Annotated in this window: 2 protein-coding genes; one reads left to right on the top strand and one right to left on the bottom strand. The window is 66.6% G+C overall.

Translation table 11 applies throughout. The features are described from left to right. On the bottom strand, nucleotides 1–270 hold a 270-nt coding region (locus tag EN964_RS32190; RefSeq protein ID WP_281059586.1), incomplete at its 3' end, for a transaldolase family protein. Nucleotides 271–360: 90 nt separating this feature from the next. On the opposite strand from EN964_RS32190, the gene EN964_RS32185 reads away from it, so the two are divergent. Further along, a partial coding sequence (locus EN964_RS32185; RefSeq protein ID WP_127277266.1) for a primosomal protein N' occupies nucleotides 361–2283 on the top strand: 1923 nt, incomplete at its 3' end.

The following is a 2283-nucleotide window of genomic DNA, read 5'->3' as shown; positions in this document are numbered from 1 at the left end:
ACCGTCCAGCGTCAGCGGCACCTTGATGCAGACATTGTCGGCGATCTTGGCCAGAACCTTGGCCTGCTGCATCATCTCGGAATATTCAGTGGCGGTGACTTCAGCCGAGACCGGACCCTTGACGATGTCGCAGATCTCTTTGGTCACGTCGGCGATCTTGCCGCCGGATTTGAGGATCAGCGACGGATTGGTGGTGACGCCGTCGAGCAGCCCCAGATCGTTCAGCTCACGGATATCCTTGACGTCGGCGGTGTCGACAAAAAATTTCATGGCGGGTCTCCTGAAGATTTTCATGTGCATGTCATGCACATTCGGGGTCGGCCTTTGATCTAGACCAAAGTCAGGGCAAGGTCACGCCTCATGATCGAAGATTCGCCCTTTGTCGCAGCCGCACCGGTGCTGGTGCCGATGCCCGCCGAACGCCCCTACACCTATGCCGTGCCGGCCGGCATGCGCGTGGTGCCGGGCTCGATCGTGCGCGTGCCGCTCGGGCCGCGGCAGGTCGCCGGCATCGTCTGGGATGGCGCGGTCGAGAAGGTCGACGCGAAAAAGCTGCGCCCCATCGAACAGGTCTTCGACTGCCCGCCGATCGACCGAGCGATGCGCCGTTTCGTCGACTGGGTGGCGCAGTACACGCTGTCGCCTCCGGGCATGGTGGCGCGCATGCTGCTCAGGGCGCCGGAGGCTTTCGACCCCGAACCCTGGATCGAAGGGCTGCAGCGCACGCTCCTCGCACCCGACCGGATGACGGGCGCCAGGCAGCGTGTGCTGGAGACGGCCGAAGGCGGCCTTGCCTGGACGCGCTCCGGCCTCGCTCACGCCGCCGGCGTGTCATCGACGGTGATTGACGGCCTGAGGGCGCAAGGCGTGTTCGAGACTGTGATGATCCCGCCGCGCCCGGTGGTGGCCGCGCCCGATACCGGCTACGCCATTCCGGAACTGATGCCGGACCAGAGCGACGCGGCGCAGATGCTGCGCGCCAATGTCGCAGCCGGCGTGTTCAACGTTGCGCTGCTCGACGGCGTCACCGGATCCGGTAAGACCGAGGTCTATTTCGAGGCGGTGGCGGCTGCGCTCGACCAGGGCAGGCAGGTGCTGATCCTGCTGCCGGAAATCGCGCTGACGCATGCCTTTCTCGAGCGCTTCCAGCAGCGCTTCGGCGCCAAGCCGGGCGAATGGCATTCCGACCTGCCGCCGCGGATGCGCGAGCGGGTTTGGCGGCAAGTGGCGGAAGGCGGCGTGCGGGTCGTCGCCGGCGCGCGCTCGGCGCTGTTCCTGCCGTTCAAGGAGCTCGGCCTGATCGTCGTCGATGAGGAGCACGACCCTGCCTACAAGCAAGAGGACCGCGTCTTCTACAATGCGCGTGATATGGCCGTGGTGCGCGGCCATATCGGCAGCTTTCCGGTGGTGCTGGCGTCGGCGACGCCATCGGTCGAAAGCCGGGTCAATGCGAGCCAAGGTAAATACAACAGAGCCGTTCTTTCCGCTCGCTTCGCCGAGGCAGCACTTCCTCATCTGAAGGCGGTCGACATGCGGCGCGCGCCGCCGGCGCGTGGCGGCTTCCTGTCGCCGGTGCTGCTCGACCAGATGCGCCAGACGCTGGAGAGGAAGGAGCAGTCGCTATTGTTCCTCAACCGGCGCGGCTATGCGCCGCTGACGCTGTGCCGGGTCTGCGGCCACCGCTTCGGCTGCCCGGTCTGCTCGGCCTGGCTGGTCGAGCACCGTTTTCGCGGCCAGTTGGTCTGCCATCATTGCGGGCACAATGAGCGCCGCCCCGAAGCCTGCCCGGAATGCGGCACGCTCGATCATCTGGTCGCCTGCGGGCCGGGCGTCGAGCGGATCGCCGAGGAGGTCGTTACGCATTTTCCCGACGCGCGCACCATCGTCTTGTCGTCCGACCTGATGGGCGGCGTGCGGCGGCTGCGGCTGGAGCTGGAGGCGATCGCCGATGGCGAGGCCGACATCGTCATCGGCACGCAGCTCGTCGCCAAGGGCCACAACTTTCCCAACATGACCCTGGTTGGCGTTGTCGATGCCGACCTCGGCCTTGCCAATGGCGATCCGCGCGCCGCCGAGCGGACGTTCCAGCTGCTCAGCCAGGTCACCGGCCGCGCCGGCCGCACCGGCAAGAAGAGCCTTGGCCTGCTGCAGACTTTTCAGCCCGAGCATCCGGTGATGCGGGCAATCGTCTCCGGCGACGCCGAGGCGTTTTACGAACGTGAGATCGCCGAGCGCGAACGGGCCGCACTGCCGCCCTTCGGTCGGCTCGCCGGCGTCATCGTC

Origin of the sequence: Mesorhizobium sp. M7A.F.Ca.CA.001.10.2.1, assembly GCF_003998575.1 — a bacterium.
In the GTDB taxonomy this organism is placed as follows: Bacteria; Pseudomonadota; Alphaproteobacteria; order Rhizobiales; family Rhizobiaceae; genus Mesorhizobium.
Note: the sequence above shows the minus strand (reverse complement) of the source record. Positions and strands in the feature narration are given on the sequence as shown.